At 57.4% G+C, this 18,731-nt stretch carries 17 protein-coding genes; 10 read left to right on the top strand and 7 right to left on the bottom strand.

The features are described 5' to 3' along the window. Positions 1-60 precede the first annotated feature (60 nt). The 6 genes from kdpE to kdpF are packed head-to-tail and all read right to left on the bottom strand — an operon-like array spanning position 61 to position 7,845. The gene (gene kdpE, locus G6Q29_RS05340) at positions 61-738 is read right to left on the bottom strand and encodes a two-component system response regulator KdpE (protein WP_165464819.1); all 678 of its coding nucleotides are present in this window, start codon (positions 736-738) and stop codon (positions 61-63) included. Next, positions 735-3,422, bottom strand: coding sequence for a two-component system sensor histidine kinase KdpD (kdpD, locus tag G6Q29_RS05335; RefSeq protein WP_165464818.1), 2,688 nt, complete (start codon positions 3,420-3,422; stop codon positions 735-737). Before kdpD ends, kdpE begins: the two co-directional genes overlap by 4 nt. After that, on the bottom strand, positions 3,423-3,998 hold the full coding sequence (gene kdpC / locus G6Q29_RS05330; RefSeq protein ID WP_165464817.1) for a potassium-transporting ATPase subunit KdpC: 576 nt from the start codon (positions 3,996-3,998) through the stop codon (positions 3,423-3,425). Positions 3,999-4,009: 11 nt separating this feature from the next. Further along, complete coding sequence (gene kdpB / locus G6Q29_RS05325; protein ID WP_165464816.1) at positions 4,010-6,058, bottom strand: potassium-transporting ATPase subunit KdpB; 2,049 nt, start codon at positions 6,056-6,058, stop codon at positions 4,010-4,012. An 18-nt stretch (positions 6,059-6,076) separates the two neighbouring features. Beyond that, a complete protein-coding gene (kdpA, locus tag G6Q29_RS05320) occupies positions 6,077-7,756 on the bottom strand; it encodes a potassium-transporting ATPase subunit KdpA (RefSeq protein ID WP_165464815.1) in 1,680 nt (559 codons plus the stop codon). Then, complete coding sequence (gene kdpF / locus G6Q29_RS05315) at positions 7,756-7,845, bottom strand: K(+)-transporting ATPase subunit F (protein WP_003858638.1); 90 nt, start codon at positions 7,843-7,845, stop codon at positions 7,756-7,758. Before kdpF ends, kdpA begins: the two co-directional genes overlap by 1 nt. Positions 7,846-8,155: 310 nt before the next feature. Here kdpF and G6Q29_RS05310 point away from each other — a divergent pair, with 310 nt between their 5' ends. From G6Q29_RS05310 to nei, 7 genes are all read left to right on the top strand, one after another. Then, complete coding sequence (locus G6Q29_RS05310; protein ID WP_003858637.1) at positions 8,156-8,362, top strand: YbfA family protein; 207 nt, start codon at positions 8,156-8,158, stop codon at positions 8,360-8,362. A 408-nt stretch (positions 8,363-8,770) separates the two neighbouring features. After that, the gene (gene phrB, locus G6Q29_RS05305) at positions 8,771-10,183 is read left to right on the top strand and encodes a deoxyribodipyrimidine photo-lyase (protein ID WP_165464814.1); all 1,413 of its coding nucleotides are present in this window, start codon (positions 8,771-8,773) and stop codon (positions 10,181-10,183) included. Positions 10,184-10,193: 10 nt separating this feature from the next. Continuing rightward, the gene (locus G6Q29_RS05300; protein WP_064910841.1) at positions 10,194-10,937 is read left to right on the top strand and encodes a type 2 GTP cyclohydrolase I; all 744 of its coding nucleotides are present in this window, start codon (positions 10,194-10,196) and stop codon (positions 10,935-10,937) included. 14 nt (positions 10,938-10,951) lie between these two features. Further along, positions 10,952-11,608, top strand: coding sequence for a 5-oxoprolinase subunit PxpB (gene pxpB, locus G6Q29_RS05295; RefSeq protein ID WP_165464813.1), 657 nt, complete (start codon positions 10,952-10,954; stop codon positions 11,606-11,608). Next, a complete protein-coding gene (gene pxpC / locus G6Q29_RS05290) occupies positions 11,602-12,534 on the top strand; it encodes a 5-oxoprolinase subunit PxpC (protein WP_165464812.1) in 933 nt (310 codons plus the stop codon). Before pxpB ends, pxpC begins: the two co-directional genes overlap by 7 nt. Beyond that, positions 12,521-13,261: a 5-oxoprolinase subunit PxpA gene (gene pxpA, locus G6Q29_RS05285; protein ID WP_165464811.1), complete on the top strand. Its 741-nt coding sequence runs from the start codon at positions 12,521-12,523 to the stop codon at positions 13,259-13,261. The genes pxpC and pxpA overlap by 14 nt, the downstream gene beginning before the upstream one ends. An 18-nt stretch (positions 13,262-13,279) precedes the next feature. Further along, entirely contained in the window at positions 13,280-14,071 is a 792-nt protein-coding gene (nei, locus tag G6Q29_RS05280) for an endonuclease VIII (RefSeq protein ID WP_165464810.1), read from the top strand. A gap of 213 nt (positions 14,072-14,284) precedes the next feature. On the opposite strand, the gene G6Q29_RS05275 is transcribed toward nei, so the two are convergent. Beyond that, on the bottom strand, positions 14,285-15,568 hold the full coding sequence (locus G6Q29_RS05275) for a citrate synthase (protein ID WP_003858624.1): 1,284 nt from the start codon (positions 15,566-15,568) through the stop codon (positions 14,285-14,287). A 638-nt stretch (positions 15,569-16,206) separates the two neighbouring features. On the opposite strand from G6Q29_RS05275, the gene sdhC reads away from it, so the two are divergent. The 3 genes from sdhC to sdhA are packed head-to-tail and all read left to right on the top strand — an operon-like array spanning position 16,207 to position 18,718. Next, positions 16,207-16,611 carry a succinate dehydrogenase cytochrome b556 subunit gene (gene sdhC, locus G6Q29_RS05270; RefSeq protein ID WP_165465077.1) on the top strand — a complete coding sequence of 135 codons (405 nt, stop codon included), beginning with the start codon at positions 16,207-16,209 and terminating at the stop codon, positions 16,609-16,611. Next, positions 16,605-16,952 carry a succinate dehydrogenase membrane anchor subunit gene (gene sdhD, locus G6Q29_RS05265; RefSeq protein ID WP_165464809.1) on the top strand — a complete coding sequence of 116 codons (348 nt, stop codon included), beginning with the start codon at positions 16,605-16,607 and terminating at the stop codon, positions 16,950-16,952. Before sdhC ends, sdhD begins: the two co-directional genes overlap by 7 nt. Then, a complete protein-coding gene (gene sdhA / locus G6Q29_RS05260) occupies positions 16,952-18,718 on the top strand; it encodes a succinate dehydrogenase flavoprotein subunit (RefSeq protein WP_003858619.1) in 1,767 nt (588 codons plus the stop codon). The genes sdhD and sdhA overlap by 1 nt, the downstream gene beginning before the upstream one ends. The last annotated feature ends 13 nt before the right edge of the window (positions 18,719-18,731 follow it).

Genomic DNA, 18,731 nt, shown 5'->3' with positions numbered 1-18,731 from the left:
TATTTCATGGCTATAGTGAGGCTGGTGTGTTCTTTATTTAAAATGAAGGTGAATACTTATTCAAATCATAAACCGATATCCGATACCGGTTTCTGTTAATAAATGACGAGGACGCGCGGGATCGGCTTCAAGTTTCTGGCGAAGGTGTCCCATATAAATGCGTAAATAGTGACTATGCTCGACAGCATTCGGCCCCCAGACCTGGCTTAACAGCTGTCGCTGCGTTAACACTTTGCCATGGTTATTGAGCAGCACGGCCAGCAGACGAAACTCAATAGGCGTAAGGTGGATCTCTTCTTCACCTCGCACGATGCGGCGGGCAGCAAGATCGACGCGGATATCGCCAAAGGCGTACACCGGATCAGAAGGGGTGGTGGCACTGTGTCGACGCAGCGCCACGCGAAGCCGGGCCTGTAGCTCGCCAATGCCAAACGGTTTGATCAGATAATCATCTGCTCCGGCATCCAGCGCGGCGATTTTATCCGTCTCTTCGGTGCGGGCAGAGAGCACCAGAACAGGCATCTGGCTCCACTGACGCACCTCTCGAATAAAATCGATGCCGTCGCCATCCGGAAGTCCCAGATCCAGGATCACCAGATCTGGCTTGCGGGTCGCGGCTTCAATCAACCCTCGTTGAAGCGTTCCGGCTTCATGAACGCGCAAACCGTCGCCTTCCAGCGCGGTACGCAGAAATCGGCTGATAGCGATCTCATCTTCAACAATCAGAACGTTAATCACAAATCCTCTGGTAATTCATCAAGTTCTGGTGGGCTTTCAAGAGGAAGTGTAACACAAAAGCGTGCCCCACCTTCCGGGCGGTTCTCTGCGGAAAGGGTGCCGCCATGCACGTCGACAATCGCCTGGCAGATCGCCAGCCCCAGCCCAACGCCCGGAATGGCGGACTCCTTATTACCGCGCGCAAATTTTTCGAAAATGGCGCGCTCCTGGCCCGCCGGAATACCCGGCCCGGTATCCCATACGTCGAGCCGCAGCGAACGATTATCCACCCTGGCAGTAATTCCCAGCCGGGCCTTTGCCCCGGCGTATTTAGCGGCATTTTCCAGCAGATTAATCAGCACGCGCTCAAACAGCGGGCCATCAACGTGAATGAGCGTCAGGGGTTCCGGCATGTCCAGCTCAATATGGCGCCCGCCGAGACCCGGCTCCAGCATCTTCAGCGCGCTACCGACAACCTCCTCCAGGGTGAGCCACTCTTTTTTGAGGTTAAACCCGCCGGACTGAATGCGCGCCATGTCCAGCAGGTTATTCACCAGGCGCGTGGTATTCAGCACGTGCTGGCGAATTTCGCTGGCCTGCATCGCATGTTTTGATCCTTCCGCCGCCAGATCCAGCGTCAGAATTTCGGACTGACCAAACAGCACGGTAAGCGGGGTGCGCAGATCGTGAGACAGCGCTGCCAGCAGCGAGTTTCGGATGCTTTCGCGCTCGCTTGCCAGCCGCGCCTGCTCTTCGCTGGCGGTGAGCGCCAGCCGTTCAAGGGCGCTGGCGACCAGCAGGGTGAAGGTTTCCAGCAGGCGCTGCTGCTCTGGGATCATCAGCTGACGCAGATTAGACGGCTCGACGATGACCAGCCCGTGATTTTTATCTGCGCTGCGCAGCGGCAGGATCTGGTAAGGCACGCCGGGCAGAGTGTCGGTGCCGGCGCCGGCAGGTAAACCCTTATCGAAACTCCAGCGGGCAATCGCTTCATCCCAGGGCGTCATCCCCGAAGGGGAGGTCAGCGGGCGAAGGCGCCCCTGCTCGTCGGGGAGCAAAATCAGATTACTGGCCTGAAAGGTCGAGCGGATAAACTGCTCGCTGGTTTGCACGATATCCCGCTGCGTGCGGCCGACCGCCAGCGATTTTGACATTTCATACAGATGGCGCGTGCGCTGCTCGCGATAGCGGGCAATGCGTGCCTGGTAGCGCACGCCTGCCGTCAGATTCCCGATCACCAGCCCGACGGTAAGCATCACGGCAAAGGTCAGAATGTACTGTACGTCCGAGACAGCAAGCGTTCCGCGCGGAGCGATAAAAAAAAGGTCGAAGCTGATGACGTTGATCACCGTTGCCAGCACCGACGGCCAGCGGCCGTAAAAGAGCGCGACCACAACGACGCCCAGCAGATAAATCATGACCAGATTGGCGGCGTCGAAAGCGATTAGCCACTGACTGGCAATCACCGTAATCAGGGCGCAAAGGACAACGGCCACCAGGCAGCCGCGGATCTGAATCCGCCATTTATCGCCAAAGGTGCGAGCGTCCGGCGTACGGTTGGGCAGAGGGGCGGGCCTGTCATCCAGCGCGACGATGACTAAATCAAGATCCGGCGCGCGGCGGGCCAGCCTGTCGGCAAAAGATTCGCGGCTAAACCAGCGGCGATGCTGGCGACGTCCAATCACAATCTTGCCCAGGTTGTGCTCGCGCGCGTAGCGCAGAATGGCTTTATCTTCCTGCGGATCGGAAAGGGTTGCTGTTTCGGCACCCAGCTCCTGCGCCAGCCGCAGCGCGCTTAGTATGGCGCGGCGCTGATTCTCCGGCAGGGCGTGCAGCTGCGGCGTTTCGACGTAGACCGCGTGCCAGACGCTGCCAAACTTCGCCGCAAGCCGGGCGGCGGTGCGGACCAGCTTTTCGTTGCCGCTGCCGTGGCCAATGCATAACAGAATGGCGTCCCGCGTGTGCCAGACGCGCTCTTGCCCCTGAAGGTCCCGCCAGGCTCGCATCTGGTCATCAACGCGATCGGCGGTGCGGCGCAGGGCCAGCTCGCGCAGGGCAATCAGGTTGCCTTTGCGGAAAAAATGTTCGATGGCGCGTTCGGCCTGGCCGGCAATATACACTTTGCCTTCGTGCAGGCGCTGGCGCAGATCGTCCGGCGGCAGGTCAACCAGTACCACTTCATCGGCAGAATCAAAAAACGGATCGGGGACGGTTTCCCGCACCTGGATACCGGTTACGCCGCTCACCACGTCGTTCAGGCTTTCCAGATGCTGAACGTTCACCGTGGTGAAGACGTCAATGCCTGCCTCAAGCAGCTCCTCAACATCCTGCCAGCGCTTCGGATGGCGGGAGCCTGGCGCATTGCTGTGCGCCAGTTCGTCCATCAGGATCAGGGCAGGGCGGCGGGCAAGGGCGGCATCAAGATCAAACTCCGTGACCAGCCGCCCGCGATGGCTGATACGCTGGGGCGGCTGCGTCGCCAGCCCCGTCAGCAGCACCGCCGTCTCTTTGCGACCGTGGGTTTCCACCACGCCGATGAGAATATCAAGCCCCTGCGCCCGCAGCCGCTGGGCTTCCGTCAGCATGGCGAAGGTTTTCCCGACGCCCGCGCAGGCGCCGAAGAAAATTTTCAGCTTGCCACGGTGGGCTTCCGCCGTCTGTTCAAGCAGCCTGTCCGGATCCGGGCGCATGGGCTCGTCGGTCATTTAGTTCTTCCTTAGCGCGTCCAGCGCCAGATTCAGCTCAACAATGTTCACTATCGGCATGCCGATAAAGCTGGCCAGCGGCTTTTGCGTATGTTCTGCGACCAGCTGGTTCACCTGATCGACGGTCAGCTGACGGGCGGCGGCCACGCGTGGGATCTGCCACGCCACCGCATCCGGCGTCAGGCTGTAATCCAGCCCGCTCGCGGAAGCGGTGACCAGCTCAACCGGCACCTCACGGCTGGCCTGTGGATTCGCGGCGCGCAGGGCGGTAACGCGTTCAGCGATGGCTTTATCCAGCGCGGGATTGCTGCCTGCCAGATTGCTGCCGCCGGAGGCCATTGGATTATACGGGCTTTCCGCAGTGGCGGAAGGGCGTCCCTGGAAGTAGCCTGCGTCCGTGAAGTTCTGCCCAATCAGGCGCGAGCCGCGGTTTTCACCGTTCCGGATAATCAGCGAGCCGTTGGCCTGGTCCTTAAACCACCACTGGCCCAGCGCGGTAGTCATCAGCGGGTAAAGCCCGCCGGTAATCAGAGACAGCAGAATAAACAACAGTATAGCGGGACGTAACATCATCATTCGATTCACCTTTAAACCAGCCCGAACAGCGTTAACAGCACGTCGATAACCTTGATCCCGATAAAGGGCACCACCAGCCCGCCCAGGCCGTAAATCCACAGGTTGCGGCGCAGCATGGCGGCGGCCGTCAGCGGCTTATAGCTCACCCCTTTCAGCGCCAGCGGAATAAGAAAGACAATAATCAGCGCGTTGAAGATCACCGCGCTCAGAATGGCCGAGGCCGGAGAGTACAGGTGCATCACGTTCAGGGCATTCAGCTGCGGGTAGGTCGCGGCAAAAGCCGCCGGGATGATGGCGAAATACTTCGCCACGTCGTTGGCGATACTGAACGTGGTCAGCGAGCCGCGCGTCATCAGCATCTGCTTCCCGATGTGCACAACCTCAATTAGCTTGGTCGGGTTCGAGTCGAGATCCACCATGTTCCCCGCCTCTTTTGCCGCCTGCGTACCGGAGTTCATCGCCACCGCCACGTCGGCCTGCGCCAGCGCCGGGGCGTCGTTGGTGCCGTCACCGGTCATCGCCACCAGACGGCCTTCCGACTGATACTGACGGATCAAAGCCAGCTTCGCTTCCGGCGTCGCTTCGGAAAGGAAATCATCCACGCCCGCTTCGGCGGCGATGGCGGCCGCGGTGAGGCGGTTATCTCCGGTGATCATCACCGTTTTAATGCCCATCTTACGCATCTGGGCGAAACGCTCTTTTATACCGCCTTTAACGATATCCTTCAGGGCGATCACCCCCAGAACGCTTGCACCTTCCGCCACCACCAGCGGGGTTGCCCCCTGACGCGCCACGCTTTCCACCAGGTGGTCGACTTCCGGGGGGAAGTGTCCATTATTGGCTTCAATATGACGGCGAATGGCATCAACGGACCCTTTACGGATCATCCGGTCCTGAATGTTAATTCCGCTCATGCGGGTTTGCGCCGTAAAGGGCACGAACGTGGCGTGCAGGCCCTGAACGTCGCGCTGGCGCAGGTTAAAGCGCTGCTTGGCGAGGATCACGATGCTGCGGCCTTCCGGCGTTTCATCAGCCAGCGAGGAAAGCTGCGCCGCGTCAGCCAGCGTTTTTTCATCCACGCCAGGAGCAGGTAAAAAGTCAGAGGCCTGACGATTGCCCAGGGTGATGGTCCCGGTTTTATCCAGCAGCAGCACGTCTACGTCACCCGCCGCTTCAACGGCGCGTCCGCTGGTGGCGATGACGTTCGCACCCAGCATACGGCTCATCCCCGCCACGCCAATCGCGGAGAGCAGGCCGCCGATAGTGGTGGGGATCAGACAGACCAGCAGGGCGATCAATACGGTGATGCTGACCGCTGTACCGCCGTAGGCGGAGAACGGCCACAGGGTCGCCGTTGCCAGCAGAAAGACAATGGTGAGTGCCACCAGCAGAATGGTCAGGGCGATCTCGTTCGGTGTTTTACGACGCTGAGCGCCTTCCACCATGGCAATCATCCGGTCGAGGAAGGTTTCGCCCGGGTTGACGCTGCACTGGATCACCAGCCAGTCGGAAAGAATGCGCGTCCCGCCGGTAACAGATGCGAAATCCCCGCCGGACTCACGGATAACCGGGGCAGACTCCCCGGTAATGGCGCTTTCGTCTACCGATGCGCCGCCTTCAATGACTTCCCCGTCGCAGGGGATGATGTCCCCAGCTTCCACCAGCACTACGTCGCCTTTACGCAGTTCATCCGCCGGAACGTGATCCATTTGCGCGCCGTATTTAGGTTCGCGTAATTTGCGCGCAAAGGCGGTCTTTTTGACCCCTTTCAGGCTGTTGGCCTGCGCCTTACTCCGGCCTTCCGCCAGCGCTTCGGCAAAGTTGGCGAACAGCACGGTAAACCACAGCCACAGGCTGATGGCGCCGGTAAAGGTTGCATTCCCCGCAAGGTGTCCCGTTCCCATGGCAATCGCCAGTGCGGTGGTGAGTAAACTTCCAGTCCAGACAATAAACATCACCGGGTTGTGCCACTGCACGCGCGGGCTCAGTTTTTTTACCGCATCCATGAGGGCCTGACGAACTAAGGCCGGTTCGAGCAGGGCCCGTTGTTTACGACTCATGACAAATTCTCCGCAAAATCAGCGTAAAGAGAGATATTCCGCAACCGGGCCTAACGCGAGGGCGGGGATAAAGGTCAGGGCACCTACCAGCAGAACGGTGCCAATCAGCAGGCCGACGAACAGCGCGCCGTGAGTCGGTAGCGTACCGGTGGTGGTCGGCTGGATCTTCTTATTCACCAGTGTTCCAGCGATCGCCATGACGGGAATAATCACGCCGAAACGCCCGATGAACATGCAGAACGCCAGCAGACAGTTCCAGAACGGCGAATTAGCGCTTAATCCTGCAAAGGCGCTGCCGTTGTTGTTGGCGGCAGACGAAACGGCGTAAAGCACTTCGCTAAAGCCGTGTATGCCCGGGTTAAAGAGGCCGCTGCGCCCGGCATCGGTCATCAGCGCCAGCGCGGTACCGAGCAGCACAAGGGTGGGAGTGACCAGAATTGCCAGCGCGGTTAATTTCATTTCGCGGACGTCGATTTTTTTGCCGAGATACTCCGGCGTGCGGCCAATCATTAGCCCGGCGATAAACACGGCGAGCAGAACGAACAACAGCATGCCGTACAGCCCCGACCCGACCCCACCGAAGACCACCTCGCCAATCTGCATCAGCCACATCGGGATCATGCCGCCGAGCGCGGTGAAAGAGTCGTGCATGGCGTTCACCGCCCCGCAGGAGGCCGCCGTGGTGACCACCGCATAGAGGCTGCTGGCAAGAATGCCGAAGCGGCTCTCTTTGCCTTCCAGGTTGATATTGCTGTTAGCCCCCAGCTGCATGAAGTGACTGTTGCCGCTCCATTCGGCCCACATCACCAGTGCTACGCAGACCACGAAGATCAGAGACATTGCCCACAGCAGCGTACGTCCCTGGCGGCGATCGTTAACAACATTGCCAAAGGCGAAGCAGAGCGCTGCGGGGATCAGGAAGATCGCCAGCATCTGTACAAAATTGGTTAATGCCGTAGGGTTTTCAAACGGATGCGATGAGTTGGCGTTGAAGAAGCCGCCGCCGTTGGTACCCAGCATCTTAATCGCTTCCTGCGACGCCACCGGCCCCATTGGCAGCAGTTCCCTGGCCCCTTCAAGCGAGGTGTAAGGAGTATAAGGCAGCAGGTTTTGCAGGGTGCCTTGCTGTATAAAGAACAGGGCAATCATCAGCGCAACAGGCACCAGGATCCAAAGGGTGATGCGCGTGACATCAACCCAGGCGTTGCCGAGGGTGCTGACATTCTGACGGGCAAACGCGCGCGTCAGGGCGAAGATCACCGCGATACCGCTGGCCGCAGAAAGAAAGTTTTGCACAGTTAACCCGGCCATCTGGCTGAAGTAGCTGAGCGTGGTTTCACCGGCGTAAGACTGCCAGTTGGTGTTGGTGACAAAGCTGACCGCCGTGTTCAGCGCCAGATGCCAGGATAACCCCGGTAACTGCTGCGGGTTCAACGGCAGACTGCCCTGGAGAATGAGCAGCGTAAAGAGGGCAATAAGCCCCACGATATTCAGAAGCAGTATCGCCATCAGGTATTGGCGCCAGTTCATTTCCCGGTCGCTTATGCCTGAAATGCGCCAGAGCACGTTTTCAATGTTTCTCGTGCCCGGCAATGGCACGTTGTTAATCAGCCGCGCCAGCGCTGTTCCCAGCGGCCTGGCGAGCACAAACAGCACCAGTAAAAAGCTGGCAATGAGCAAAAACGCCTGAGCAGCCATCAGAATGCCTCCGCATTAATCAGGGCATAAATCAGATAACCCAATAACAGGAACACCAGCACAATGCCGGCAATCAGACCTGCACTCACACTTCACCTCCGGGTGACTTTTGTTGTTGTACAAACGGTAGGATTTATCGCGCAAAGATTTCGCAAAAATCAGAAGGGCAGGTGTAAAAAAAGTATAAAAAAGGGAAAGACCACAATTTAACTAATGTTAAGTAAACTGTTAACTTTTTTGTAACTTAATTACAGGCGTGAATGTAAATATTCACGAAATGGATGTAAATAAGTGGTCGGATGAGTAGTAAAATTACAAACAAAGCGGTATTATTTTAACCAGGTCACAGATTTCACATTTTCCGGAGACGGTTTCCGGCCAACTACAGGGGAGAAAAATATGGATCTTTATAAAGAGTTTCCGGCTCATATCATTTTCATGCGTCGCACTTTCGCCGTAGTGGCTGGCGTGCTGGCCCTGCCGGTGATGCTGTTCTGGAAAGATCGCGCGCGTTTTTACAGCTACCTGCACCGCGTCTGGGCGAAAACCAGCGAGAAGCCGGTGTGGATGGATCAGGCCGAGAAAGCGACCTGCGATTTCTACTGATACGGTATGACATCGTAGCCATAAAAAAACCGCCTACAGCAATGTGGCGGTTTTTTTGTCCCTCGGGATTCGCAGTCCGTCGGGTAATCTTGCAGCCCCTACCCTGGCCTATGTCCACCGATTTATCACCGGTGGTAACAGATGGAGCGGTTAGCAGCAGGGACCGCATAGTGAAACGCTATTTATGCATTGCGTTCATTATCGCCAGCGTACTGGTTGTAAAGAGTGATAAACCGGCTGTGTTTATTGCCTTTACCCCGATAGCGCAGGACAAGTAGCGTTAAGGCCGCCTCGGGCGGCCTTTTTTATTTCATCCCGTCTACACTTCATGGCAAAGTAGTTCAATGCGTGCCTTTTTCCTTTTACGGCATGCCCTTACGGACATAATGGACAATTGCCAGGAGTTTTATGCCCACCCATCTGGTTTGGTTTCGCGCGGATTTACGCATTCACGACAACTTCGCTCTCGCGGCGGCCTGCCGCGCTAAAGACGCGAATGTGCTGGCCCTGTTTATCGCCACGCCTGAACAGTGGCGGCAGCACGACATGGCGCCCCGGCAAGCGGCATTGCTCAGCGCGTATCTGAATGACCTGCAACATTCACTGGCCGAAAAAGGCATCCCGCTTATCTATAAAGAGGTGAAGGATTTTGCGGCACAGCTTGAGATGGTGCAGGAAATCTGCCAGCAGCACGCGGTCACGCATCTTTATTACAACTATCAGTATGAATTCAACGAGCAGCAGCGTGATCGTCAGCTGGAGAAAACCCTTGCGGGCGTGGTCTGTGAAGGCTTTGATGACAGCGTGATGCTCGCACCGGGCAGCGTGATGACCGGCAGTCACGAAATGTATAAAGTTTTCACGCCGTTTAAAAATGCGTTTATCAAGCGCCTGAAAGAGGGGCTACCCGAGTGTGTTACCGCCCCGGCCGTGAGAGGGGAAACGACAACGGATCTGCCTGAAATTACACTGAATTACCCCCAGCAGTCGTTCGATGAAACCGTATTCCCCGCCAGCGAGAAAGCGGCTATCGCCCGGTTGCGTCAGTTCTGCGCGCAGGGGGCGACGGAGTACGAGGCGCGTCGGGATTTCCCGGCGATTGAAGGCACCAGCCGCCTGTCGGGCTGTCTGGCGCTGGGCGCGCTCTCTCCGCGCCAGTGTTTACATCGCCTGCTGGCGGAACAGACTCAGGCGTTAGACGGGGGGGCAGGCGCAGTGTGGTTGAACGAACTGATCTGGCGTGAGTTCTATCGCCATCTGATGACGTATCATCCTGATTTGTGTAAACATCGGCCCTTTATTCGTTGGACCGAACACGTACAGTGGCAGTCGAATGAGACGCTGTTTAAGGCATGGCAGCGTGGGCTCACCGGCTTCCCGATTGTTGATGCGGCTATGCGGCAGCTCAATGAAACCGGGTGGATGCATAACCGTCTGCGTATGATTACCGCCAGCTTCCTGGTGAAGGATCTGCTTATCGACTGGCGAACCGGAGAGCGTTATTTTATGTCTCAGCTGATCGATGGCGATCTGGCGGCGAATAACGGCGGCTGGCAGTGGGCGGCCTCAACCGGAACGGATGCGGCTCCCTATTTTCGGATCTTCAATCCGACCACGCAGGGACAACGATTTGACGCCGACGGCGAATTTATCCGTCGCTGGCTGCCTGAGCTTAAGGATGTCCCCGCCAAAGCCATTCATGAACCCTGGGTATGGGCGGATAAACAGCGTGTTACCCTGAACTATCCCCGTCCCATTGTCGACCATAAACAGGCGCGCGTCGCCACGCTGGCGGCGTACGAAGCCGCCCGAAAAGTTTGAGAGAATGATGATGAAAAACAGTGAACTGGAACGCCTGATTAACGAAAAACTCAACACGGCTTCGTTTAGCGACTACGGCCCGAATGGCTTGCAGGTGGAGGGACGCGACACGGTGCAAAAAATCATCACCGGCGTGACGGCAAGCCAGGCACTGCTGGATGAGGCGGTGCGTCAGGAAGCCGATGCGGTGATTGTCCACCACGGTTATTTCTGGAAAAACGAATCACCGATTATTCGCGGCATGAAGCGCAACCGGCTCAAAACGCTGCTGGCGAATGACATCAACCTGTACGGGTATCACCTGCCGCTCGACGCGCATCCTGAACTGGGGAACAACGTCCAGCTTGCGCAGCTGTTGGGAATTACCGTGATGGGGGAAATTGAACCTCTGGTGCCGTGGGGCGAGCTGTCGATGCCGGTTCCGGGCCTGGAGCTGGCTTCGTGGATCGAAGCGCGGCTGGGGCGTCGCCCGCTTTGGTGCGGCGACACCGGGCCGGATACCGTGAAGCGCGTGGCATGGTGCACCGGCGGCGGCCAGGGCTTTATTGACAGTGCGGCACGCTTCGGTGTCGATGCGTTCATTACCGGCGAAGTCTCCGAGCAGACCATTCATTCCGCGCGTGAACAAGGTCTGCATTTTTACGCGGCAGGCCATCATGCCACCGAGCGTGGCGGCATCCGCGCCCTCAGCGAGTGGCTGACGGAAAATACCGATCTGGATGTGACGTTTATTGATATCCCTAATCCGGCCTGATGAGAGGTAGTTAAGTGCAGCGAGCGCGTTGTTATCTTCTGGGCGAAACCGCAGTGGTTCTGGAGCTTGAGCCACCGGTGACGCTTGCCACGCAAAAGCGTATCTGGCGCCTGGCTCAGCGACTGCCCGAGCTACCCGGCGTGGTTGAAGCTATTCCGGGTATGAATAATATCACCGTGGTGCTGCGCGATCCGCACACCGGGGCGCTGGATGCCATTGAGCGTCTGCAACGCTGGTGGGAGGAGAGCGAGGCGCTGGAGCCGGAATCGCGGGCGATTGAGATCCCGGTTGTCTATGGCGGTACGGGAGGCCCCGACCTTGGCGTGGTGGCCGAACACTGTGGATTAACGGAGAAGCAGGTTGTGGAGCTGCATAGCTCTGTCGACTATGTTGTCTGGTTTTTGGGATTTCAGCCGGGTTTCCCCTATCTGGGCGGGTTATCGCCCCAGCTGCATACGCCGCGTCGGGCTGAGCCGCGCCTGAGCGTACCGGCGGGCAGCGTGGCGATTGGTGGCGAGCAAACGGGAATTTATCCGCTCGCCTCACCGGGAGGCTGGCAGCTGATCGGCCACACGTCCACGCCGTTATTTGAACCAGGCCAGGATGCGCCAATACTCCTGCGTCCGGGGGATACCCTGCGCTTTATCCCGCAGAAGGAGGGGATATGTTAACGCTTATTCGCGCAGGGCTTTACACCTCGGTGCAGGATGCCGGGCGTTTTGGGCTGCGTCAGTCGGGCGTGAGCTATTGCGGCGCGCTTGATCGACCTTCGCTGGAGATTGCCAACCTGCTGGTAGGCAACGCAGGCAGTACGGCAGCGTTAGAAATTACGCTGGGTCAGTGCGTGATTGAGTTTGGTCAGGAGTCCTGGTTTGCCTTAACCGGCGCGGGCTGTGACGCGACGCTGGACGGCAAAGCGGTGTGGACCGGCTGGCGCCTTCGGGCGAAGGCCGGACAACGTCTCACGCTCAAGCGGCCTCTGCACGGGGTGCGCAGCTATCTTGCGGTGGCGGGGGGGATTGACGTGCCGGAGGTGTTGGGATCGTCCAGCACCGACCAGAAAGCGGGAGTGGGCGGCCATGAGGGACGGCTGCTGCGCGACGGCGATCGTCTGGCGATTAAGCCCTCAGCGCGCCATTTCACCACCACGCAGGGCGTAAAGCAGCTGCTGTGGGGGAACGTGATCCGCGCCCTACCGGGGCCGGAATACCAGGAGTTTGATGAAGCCTCAAAAGAGTCTTTCTGGCGCTCGCCGTGGAAGATCAGCCCGCAGAGTAACCGCATGGGTTACCGGCTTCAGGGCCAGCCGCTGACCCGCACGACTCACCGGGAGCTGCTTTCCCATGGTCTGTTGCCGGGGGTGATTCAGGTGCCGGGCAACGGACAGCCCATCGTACTGATGAACGACGCACAAACCACGGGGGGATATCCGCGTATTGCCTGCATTATCGAAGCGGATCGCTACCATCTGGCGCAAATTCCTCTGGGTCAGCCGATTCATTTTGTGCAGTGTTCGCTCGAGGAAGCGCTGAAAGCCCGGCAGGATCAGCAGCGTTATCTTGAACAGCTGGCGTGGAGGCTCGATGGTAAAGATTGATTTAAACGCCGATCTGGGGGAGGGCAGCAGCGCCGATGCGGCGCTGATGACGCTGGTCACCTCGGTCAACATCGCCTGCGGCTTTCACGCTGGTGATGCGCAGACCATGCTGGAAAGCGTGCGCAATGCCATGAAAAACGGCGTGGCGATTGGCGCTCACCCCAGCTTTCCCGACCGGGAGAACTTTGGCCGCACGGCGATGGATCTCCCGCCGGAGACGGTCTACGCTCAGGTGCTCTATCAGATCGGCGCCATGGAGGCGATAGTGCGCGCCGAGAAGGGCGTGCTGCGCCACGTCAAGCCGCACGGCATGCTTTATAACCAGGCGGCGAAAGATCCGGCGCTGGCGGAGGCCATTGCCCGCGCGGTGCGGGACTGCAATCCGCGTCTGATTCTGGTGGGCCTGGCGGGTAGCGAGCTTATTCGAGCCGGAGAACGGCTGGGGCTGACCACCCGACAGGAAGTTTTTGCCGACAGGGGATATCAGCCGGATGGCTCTCTGGTGCCGCGTACGCAGGCCGGCGCGCTGATTGCTGACGAAGGTAAAGCGCTGTCGCAGACACTGGAAATGGTGCGCGCCGGGCGGGTGACCGCCGTAGATGGAACATCCGCAATCGTTAAGGCTGATACGGTGTGCTTACACGGCGACGGCGAGCATGCGCTCCAGTTTGCGCGACGCCTGAGGGCGGCGTTTTCGGACGAGGGCATACTTGTCAGCGCAGAATAATCATGAAAGGACAATAACATGCCAGAAGGTCCGGAGATCCGCCGCGCGGCGGATAGCCTGGAGGCGGCGATAAAGGGCAAATCTCTGACACACGTCTGGTTTGCTTTTCCTCAACTGAAACCGTTTGAATCGCAGCTGGTGGGGCAGACGGTGACCCACATTGAAACGCGCGGCAAAGCGTTACTCACCCACTTTTCCCATAACCTGACGTTATACAGCCATAATCAGCTTTACGGCGTCTGGCGGGTGGTGGAGGCGGACGAGCAGCCGCAAACGACCCGCGTGCTGCGAGTGCGGCTACAAACGGCGGACAAGGCGATCCTGCTCTACAGCGCCTCTGATATCGAAATGTTAACGCCCGAACAACTGCTTACTCACCCGTTCTTACAGCGTATTGGGCCGGACGTGCTGGACATGCGCCTGACGGCGAGCGAGGTGAAAGCCCGTCTGCTATTACCCAAATTTCGTAACCGGCAGTTTTCCGGTCTGCTGCTCGATCAGGCCTTTCTGGCTGGTCTCGGCAACTACCTGCGGGTGGAGATCCTTTGGGAAGTAGGGCTGGCACCGCAGCACAAAGCGTCGCAGCTGAGCGATGAACAGCTGGAGGCGCTGTCCCACGCGCTGCTGGACATTCCGCGCTTGTCGTACACCACGCGCGGCGTGGTGGATGAAAACAAGCATCACGGAGCGCTCTTCCGCTTCAAGGTGTTTCATCGGGCGGGGAAAAAATGCGAGCGATGTGGCGGGATTATCGACAGGATTATGCTCTCTTCGAGACCTTTTTACTGGTGCCCGCACTGCCAGACGTAAAAAGCCGGGTGGCGGAGGTAAAAGCAAAACGGCAACGAAAGTTGCCGTTTTTGATGTTTTCCCCCTCTCCCTGTGGGAGAGGGCCGGGGTGAGGGCATCAGGCCGCACAAGGTAAAAGCAAAACGGCAACGAAAGTTGCCGTTTTTAATGTTTTCCCCCCTCTCCCTGTGGGAGAGGGCCGGGGTGAGGGCATCAGGCCGCACCCAACGTCTTTTAGCGCTTCAGGTCAGACTTAAAGTCACGCTGCTCGTAGCCGGTATACAGCTGACGAGGACGCGCGATTTTCATGCCTTCGCTGTGCATTTCGTTCCAGTGCGCAATCCAGCCCACGGTACGGGCCATGGCGAAGATCACGGTGAACATGGAAGATGGAATACCCATCGCTTTCAGAATAATGCCAGAGTAGAAATCGACGTTCGGGTAGAGTTTCTTCTCAATGAAGTACGGGTCGTTCAGCGCGATGTGTTCCAGCTCCATCGCCACTTCCAGCAGATCATCTTTGGTGCCCAGCTCTTTCAACACTTCGTGGCAGGTCTCACGCATAACGGTCGCGCGCGGGTCGTAGTTTTTGTAAACACGGTGACCAAAGCCCATCAGACGGAAGGAGTCATTCTTGTCTTTCGCGCGGCGCACGAACTCAGGAATGTGCTCAACGGAGCTGATCTCTTCCAGCATCTTCAGTGCCGCTTCGTTCGCGCCACCGTGCGCCGGTCCCCACAGGGAGGCAATACCCGCGGCGATACAGGCGAACGGGTTCGCGCCGGAAGAGCCTGCGGTACGGACGGTAGAGGTTGAGGCGTTCTGCTCGTGGTCAGCGTGCAGAATAAGAATACGGTCCATGGCGCGTTCCAGCACCGGATTCACTTCGTACTCTTCGCACGGCGTGGAGAACATCATGCGCAGGAAGTTACCCGCGTAGGAGAGGTCGTTGCGTGGATACACAAACGGCTGACCGATAGAGTATTTGTAGCACATCGCCGCCATGGTCGGCATTTTGGAGAGCAGACGGAACGCCGCGATATCACGGTGGCGTGGGTTATTCACGTCCAGGGAATCGTGGTAGAACGCCGCCAGCGCACCGGTAATCCCGCACATGACCGCCATCGGATGAGAGTCACGACGAAACGCATGGAACAGACGGGTGATCTGCTCGTGGATCATGGTGTGACGGGTCACGGTGGTTTTGAATTCATCGTATTGTGCCTGCGTCGGTTTTTCGCCGTTCAGCAGGATGTAGCACACTTCCAGATAGTTGGATTCGGTGGCTAACTGATCGATGGGGAAGCCGCGATGGAGCAGGATACCTTCGTCACCGTCAATGTAGGTGATTTTGGATTCGCAAGATGCGGTGGAGGTGAATCCAGGGTCAAAGGTGAATACCCCTTTAGAACCCAGCGTACGGATATCAATAACATCCTGACCGAGCGTGCCTTTTAGCACATCCAGTTCAATAGCATCATCACCATTTAGGGTGAGTTTTGCCTTTGTATCAGCCATTTACGGTCTCCTTAGCGCCTTATGCTTAAGACTGCGCTTTACCGGATTTGCTTTCAGCTGTTAATCACCGTTACCAGATTGTTATTTGGCTTACCGCTCAGCTCACGAGGAGTAACCAGGGTACAGAGCTATGGCGCCTTGCAGGTAAACGAATGAAATATCAGTGAAACAACAGCAAATCAGCGTTTTGCAGTCCGAATTATTCAAACCTGTATATCACTAATAACTGTCCTGATAACTTCGGTCAATACCATCACACTGTTACATAACTATTTGTCAGGTGAAAGAGAGACCTCATAACTTTTGCGCATTATATGCCTTTTCTGATGATGTTTGTAACAATATTGTTTAACATTTGTCAAATCAGATGATTAAAATTTAAAAAGATGTTGTTATCGTGACCCCGATCACTGTTCCAGAGAAAACCCAACAAACTGTATGTAGGTTAATTGTAATGATTTTGTGAACGGCCTATACTGCCGCCAGGTCTCCGGAACACCCTGCAATCCCGAGCCACCCAGCGTTGTAACGTGTCGTTTTAGCATTTGGAAGCAATGTTTTGCATGACGCGCAGTTATAGAAAAGGAACGCTGTCTGACCCGCATCGCAGTCCGGAGGAAGGAAACAATAAGAACAGCATGTGGGCGTTATTCATGATAAGAAATGTGAAAAAACAAAGACCTGTCAATCTGGATCTGAAAACGATCCGATTCCCTGTAACAGCAATAGCGTCCATTCTGCACCGTGTTTCTGGTGTGATTACGTTTGTGGCGGTCGGTATCTTGCTGTGGTTACTGGGAACCAGCCTCTCATCTCCTGAAGGATTCCTCCAGGCCTCAGCCATCATGAACAGCTTCTTCGTGAAATTTATCATGTGGGGCATTCTGACCGCGCTGGCCTATCACGTGGTTGGCGGCATACGCCACATGCTGATGGACTTTGGCTACCTGGAAGAGACGTTCGAGGCCGGTAAACGTACCGCTAACATTTCATTTGTGATCACTGTCGTGCTTTCACTTCTCGCAGGAGTTCTCGTATGGTAAGCAACGCCTCCGCATTAGGACGCAACGGCGTACATGACTTCATTCTGGTCCGCGCTACCGCGATCGTCCTCACGCTTTACATCATCTATATGATCGGTTTCTTCGCGACCAGCGGCACGCTGACGTGGGAAACCTGGAGTGGTTTCTTCGGATCGGCCTTCACCAAAGTGTTCACCCTGCTGGCCCTGTTCTCCATCCTTATTCATGCCTGGATCGGCATGTGGCAGGTGTTGACCGATTACGTTAAACCGCTGGCGATTCGCCTTCCGCTGCAACTGATTATTGTTGTTGCTCTGCTGGTTTACGTCATTTATGGATTTGTTGTGGTGTGGGGTGTGTAATGAAACTGCCAGTCAGAGAATTTGATGCTGTTGTGATTGGTGCGGGTGGCGCAGGTATGCGCGCCGCACTGCAAATTTCCCAGAGCGGCCAGACCTGTGCGCTGCTCTCTAAAGTCTTCCCGACCCGTTCCCACACTGTGTCTGCGCAGGGCGGTATTACCGTTGCGCTGGGTAACTCCCATGAAGATAACTGGGAATGGCACATGTACGACACGGTAAAAGGTTCCGATTACATCGGTGACCAGGATGCCATCGAATATATGTGTAAAACCGGTCCGGAAGCGATTCTGGAGCTGGACCACATGGGGCTGCCGTTCTCCCGTCTGGAAAACGGTACCATCTATCAGCGTCCGTTTGGCGGCCAGTCGAAGAACTTCGGCGGCGAGCAGGCGGCACGTACCGCAGCGGCGGCTGACCGTACCGGCCACGCGCTGCTGCACACCCTGTATCAGCAGAACCTGAAAAACCACACCACCATCTTCTCCGAGTGGTATGCGCTGGATCTGGTGAAAAACGCCGATGGCGCCGTGGTGGGTTGTACCGCCCTGTGCATCGAAACCGGTGAAGTGGTCTATTTCAAAGCCCGCGCAACCGTGCTGGCCACCGGCGGTGCAGGCCGTATCTATCAGTCCACGACCAACGCCCATATCAACACCGGTGACGGCGTTGGGATGGCGATCCGCGCTGGCGTGCCGGTGCAGGATATGGAGATGTGGCAGTTCCACCCAACCGGTATCGCCGGTGCGGGCGTACTGGTGACAGAAGGCTGCCGTGGTGAAGGTGGCTACCTGCTGAATAAACACGGCGAGCGCTTCATGGAGCGTTATGCCCCGAATGCGAAAGACCTGGCGGGTCGTGACGTGGTGGCGCGTTCCATCATGATCGAAATCCGTGAAGGCCGCGGCTGTGACGGCCCATGGGGCCCACACGCGAAGCTGAAACTCGACCATCTGGGTAAAGAAGTGCTGGAATCCCGTCTGCCGGGCATTCTGGAGCTGTCCCGCACTTTCGCACACGTCGACCCGGTGAAAGAGCCGATTCCGGTTATTCCAACCTGCCACTACATGATGGGCGGTATTCCGACCAAAGTGACCGGGCAGGCGCTGACCGTGAACGAGCAGGGCGAAGACGTGGTGATTCCTGGCCTGTTTGCCGTAGGCGAAATTGCCTGCGTATCCGTTCACGGCGCAAACCGTCTGGGCGGCAACTCCCTGCTGGACCTGGTGGTATTTGGTCGTGCGGTGGGTCTGCATCTCCAGGAATCCATTGCCGAGCAGGGCGCGCTGCGTGATGCGACCGACGACGAAATCGATGCCTCTCTTGAGCGCCTCAACCGCTGGAACGGCAACCGTAACGGCGAAGATCCGGTAGAAATTCGTAAAGCGCTGCAAGAATGTATGCAGCACAACTTCTCGGTGTTCCGTGAAGGTGACGCGATGGCCAAAGGGCTTGAGCAGCTGAAAGCGATCCGCGAGCGTCTGAAGAATGCCCGTCTGGACGACACCTCCAGCGAGTTCAACACCCAGCGCGTTGAGTGCCTGGAGCTGGATAACCTGATGGAAACCGCGTTCGCCACAGCGATGTCGGCAAACTTCCGTACCGAAAGCCGTGGCGCCCATAGCCGCTTCGACTTCCCGGATCGTGATGACGAAAACTGGCTGTGCCATTCCCTGTATCTGCCAGAGTCGGAAACCATGACGCGTCGTAGCGTTAACATGGAACCGAAACTGCGTCCGGCGTTCCCGCCGAAGATTCGTACTTACTAATGCGGAGACAGGA

The organism is Enterobacter cloacae (assembly GCF_011078175.1).
GTDB lineage: Bacteria > Pseudomonadota > Gammaproteobacteria > Enterobacterales > Enterobacteriaceae > Enterobacter > Enterobacter cloacae_Q.
Note: the sequence above shows the minus strand (reverse complement) of the source record. Positions and strands in the feature narration are given on the sequence as shown.

Bases quoted from the DNA above. Each gene is read 5' to 3' on its own strand.
- kdpD (WP_165464818.1), bottom strand. From the start codon at position 3,422: ATGACCGACGAGCCCATGCGCCCGGATCCGGACAGGCTGCTTGAACAG.
- kdpC (WP_165464817.1), bottom strand. From the start codon at position 3,998: ATGATGATGTTACGTCCCGCTATACTGTTGTTTATTCTGCTGTCTCTG.
- kdpB (WP_165464816.1), bottom strand. From the start codon at position 6,058: ATGAGTCGTAAACAACGGGCCCTGCTCGAACCGGCCTTAGTTCGTCAG.
- kdpA (WP_165464815.1), bottom strand. From the start codon at position 7,756: ATGGCTGCTCAGGCGTTTTTGCTCATTGCCAGCTTTTTACTGGTGCTG.
- G6Q29_RS05310 (WP_003858637.1), top strand. From the start codon at position 8,156: ATGGATCTTTATAAAGAGTTTCCGGCTCATATCATTTTCATGCGTCGC.
- phrB (WP_165464814.1), top strand. From the start codon at position 8,771: ATGCCCACCCATCTGGTTTGGTTTCGCGCGGATTTACGCATTCACGAC.
- G6Q29_RS05300 (WP_064910841.1), top strand. From the start codon at position 10,194: ATGAAAAACAGTGAACTGGAACGCCTGATTAACGAAAAACTCAACACG.
- pxpC (WP_165464812.1), top strand. From the start codon at position 11,602: ATGTTAACGCTTATTCGCGCAGGGCTTTACACCTCGGTGCAGGATGCC.
- pxpA (WP_165464811.1), top strand. From the start codon at position 12,521: ATGGTAAAGATTGATTTAAACGCCGATCTGGGGGAGGGCAGCAGCGCC.
- nei (WP_165464810.1), top strand. From the start codon at position 13,280: ATGCCAGAAGGTCCGGAGATCCGCCGCGCGGCGGATAGCCTGGAGGCG.
- G6Q29_RS05275 (WP_003858624.1), bottom strand. From the start codon at position 15,568: ATGGCTGATACAAAGGCAAAACTCACCCTAAATGGTGATGATGCTATT.
- sdhC (WP_165465077.1), top strand. From the start codon at position 16,207: ATGTGGGCGTTATTCATGATAAGAAATGTGAAAAAACAAAGACCTGTC.
- sdhD (WP_165464809.1), top strand. From the start codon at position 16,605: ATGGTAAGCAACGCCTCCGCATTAGGACGCAACGGCGTACATGACTTC.
- sdhA (WP_003858619.1), top strand. From the start codon at position 16,952: ATGAAACTGCCAGTCAGAGAATTTGATGCTGTTGTGATTGGTGCGGGT.